The sequence below is a fragment of the Nonomuraea sp. NPDC001684 genome, from assembly GCF_053596515.1.
Window position 1 is genome coordinate 1 of record NZ_JBSFGJ010000727.1, and the last position, 2,948, is coordinate 2,948.

General features: G+C 67.7%; 5 protein-coding genes. 3 read left to right on the forward strand and 2 right to left on the reverse strand.

Features of this window, described 5'->3' with window-relative positions; genetic code table 11:
• Both ACWCSD_RS50775 and ACWCSD_RS50780 read left to right on the forward strand, forming a co-directional pair.
• Nucleotides 1–729 (forward strand): hypothetical protein (locus ACWCSD_RS50775; protein ID WP_449926754.1); only part of this gene is annotated, 729 nt, incomplete at its 5' end.
• 218 nt (nt 730–947) lie between these two features.
• On the forward strand, nt 948–1,583 hold the full coding sequence (locus tag ACWCSD_RS50780; RefSeq protein WP_449926757.1) for an HNH endonuclease family protein: 636 nt from the start codon (nt 948–950) through the stop codon (nt 1,581–1,583).
• Nucleotides 1,584–1,657: 74 nt separating this feature from the next.
• On the opposite strand, the gene ACWCSD_RS50785 is transcribed toward ACWCSD_RS50780, so the two are convergent.
• Both ACWCSD_RS50785 and ACWCSD_RS50790 read right to left on the reverse strand, forming a co-directional pair.
• Nucleotides 1,658–1,792, reverse strand: coding sequence for a hypothetical protein (locus tag ACWCSD_RS50785; RefSeq protein WP_449926759.1), 135 nt, complete (start codon nt 1,790–1,792; stop codon nt 1,658–1,660).
• Between the two features lie 71 nt (nt 1,793–1,863).
• A complete protein-coding gene (locus ACWCSD_RS50790; RefSeq protein WP_449926762.1) occupies nt 1,864–2,481 on the reverse strand; it encodes a hypothetical protein in 618 nt (205 codons plus the stop codon).
• Between the two features lie 176 nt (nt 2,482–2,657).
• On the opposite strand from ACWCSD_RS50790, the gene ACWCSD_RS50795 reads away from it, so the two are divergent.
• Nucleotides 2,658–2,948, forward strand: a 291-nt coding sequence (locus ACWCSD_RS50795; protein WP_449926765.1) for a helix-turn-helix domain-containing protein, incomplete at its 3' end; no start/stop codon positions are given.

Here is a 2,948-nt window from a genome sequence, read left to right on the forward strand (position 1 = left end):
GCCGCCTACCGGGTGCTGATGGGCATGGCCCTCACCGGCCCGGCCTCCGCCCTCGTCCACACGGCGACCAGCATCATCTACTCGCCGGACGGCGACCTCTACACCTACGCCACCGACCAGTACGGGCCACTCACCTACCATTGGAGGTTCTGGATTCGCCCGGACTACCCCCTCATCCAGCTCCGCGTCGACGCCGTGGTGGACGTCACCGAGCCGGGGACGATCAGCCTGGCGCCCACCGTCGCCCGCGAGCAGTGGTCGTACCCCAACGGGCCTGCCAACTGGAGCTCCAACGGCGGCGATCTCGAATACGTCGACACCCCGGCCCACAGCGAGCCAGGAGCCGCCCGCCTGGCCGCTTGGGGCGACCAGGAGACCGCCGCAATCGTGCTGGCCAATACGTTCAGCGGCGGCGGCTACCGGTTCAGTGCCTGGCTGTACTCGCCGGCAGGCTGGCCGAGCGTCGGCGTCTGGATCACCTGGTGGGACGGCGACGGTATGCAGGTCGCGGAGGCGGAACTGCTGGAGGCGATACCGGCCGGGGAGTGGAAGCACTACCTGATCGAGGATGAGGCGCCGGTCAGCGCTGAGCGCGTCGAGGTGTTCATCGGCATGCGGCAGTCGCCGCCGGCCGGGACGGAACTGTACGTCGATGACGTCGTGCTGGAGCAGACGACGGGCCAGCTCCAGGTGTTGGCCGGTTCCCTGCTCGCGGTCGCGCCCATGTGACACCAGCCGGAGCCGGGGGCTACGCCGCGGCGCCGCGTGGTGGGCCGGACCGGAGACGAGCGACGTGCCGGTTCAGGTTGATGTAGGGGCAGGCGACTCTTACCGCCATGGCGATAACCCTTCCCACCTCCTGTAACTACTGTCAGTTGCTATTCAATGACTTACAGTAATTGAGCTGGAGGGTTATGCGTCTCCCCCTGCGCCACGCGGTCCTTGCCATGGCACTGCTGGCCACCACCCTTGCCGGCGTCGGGCCCGCCCAGGCGCAAGCAACCCGTCATGCCGTCCCCCCGCCCCTGCTGCGAGCGGCCGTCGCCGACCTGACCGTCGCCGCCGAGAACCGGGAAGGCTACAAACGCACCAGCTTCAAGCACTGGGTCGACGCCGACGGCGACGGATGCAACGCCCGCCAAGAGGTGCTCATCGCCGAGGCCATCGACGCCCCCGAGGTCGGCCCGAAGTGCGCCCTTGCTGGGGGCGTCTGGTACTCGTACTACGACGATCAAATCGTGACAGACGCGGGCAAACTGGACGTCGATCATCTAGTCCCACTGGCCGAAGCCTGGGACTCTGGCGCCTCGACGTGGGACGCGGCTCAGCGCCAGGCATACGCCAACTTCCTCGACGCCCCCGAGCACCTGGTCGCCGTCACCGCCCGCTCCAACAGGAGCAAGGCCGACAAGGACCCCGCTGACTGGCTGCCGATCGAGGCCGTCCGCTGCCGCTACATCGCCGAGTGGACCGCGGTCAAACGCCAATGGAGCCTGACCGTAGACGAGCGGGAGAAGCAGGAGCTGACCTCCATCGCCGCCGAGTGCCCGAACGCGCCGCTGCCCATGCCGCCTAACCCCTAAGGACTACCACCCAAGCATCCCTAGATCCTTCTCGGGCACGATGGAGGGCCGGGACCGTTAGGTCCTGGCCCTCGTCACGTGATCGGCCGCGCCGTGGCCAGCATGACCCCGAACGCCCGATCCATGCCGGTCTTCGCCTTCTTACCCGTCACCCAATCCGGCCGCTTCACCTCGCGGGGCTTCGGCCGCCGCCGCTCGGCCGCCAGCACAGCCAACTCCTCCAAGATCTGCGTCAGGATCTCGTAGTAGCGCGGCCACGGGTCGGCCCGCTGCTCCGGCGTCAGCCGGACGAGGGCGTCAGCGGGGAGTCCTTCTGCTCGGATGAGTAGCCGCCGAACGCCGAAGAATCCAGGCTGGCCGGGCCGCCGCCAGGCTCCCCGAGGCTCGAACCCGGGGTAGTGGTGGGCGAGGGAGTTGTCGAGGTCGTCCCACCGCTCGATGAGCCGGAGGACGGCGAGGATTCCCCCAGGCGCAGCCCGTACTCCCGCGCCAGGCCCTTGAACAGCGCGACCATGTCCGGCAGGGCCGGCCGCAGAGCGAAGAAGTCCGCGAACCCCTGCTCGCCGAACAGCCGGACCGCCATCTGATGCACGGCCGCCATCACCTGGTCGGGCAGCTTCTTGTTGATGACGAGCTGGTCGATCACCATGTCGAGCAGCGCCATGTTGGCCGCGTTCGGGTCGCTCGCTCGGGCGGCGTCCAGCGCGGTGCGCACGATCAGGCCCAGGTCCACCGCGACGTGCGTCAGCGGCTCCAGCACATCCAGCGGCAGCTCGGACGGCAGCTCGCACACGATCCCCCCGCGGAACCTGAGCGGGAACGTGTCGCTCACGGCGGCGTTGCGCTCGGCGGCGATGGTTTCCAGGCGCTGCGCGCGGTCAATGTCTAGGTCGATCATCCCCGAGGTCCTCCGAATGATGGCGGGCTGGTCGGCGGGGACCGTAGACCAACCGCGGCTTTGTGTCGCCTGAGATAGGACAATCACCAACAAGTTCGCGGGATACGAGGGAGGATGGACCCACACTCTCCGACTGCGAGGAACGTATGGCTGGCACCCTTTCTGGCCTCGGCCAGATGCACCCCATCCACGCCTTCGCGCTGGAACTCTCGAAGTTCTGGGAGAGTGACCCGGCTCCGTTTCAGGATCTAGCTGACCGGCTCGGGGTATCGCAGCAGCGTGTAGAGGACATCCTCCAGGGGGCTGCTCTGCCGACCCCGGTCGAGCTACTGCTCCTCCTGACTGCGTTTCGTCCGCAGATCACAGTGGCCGAGATCGCTGTGTGGCAGACCTGCCTGATGTTTGCTGCGGCGCTGACAGCGCCCAGCTCCTACGAAGGCGACGCCAACACGGATTATCTCCGCATT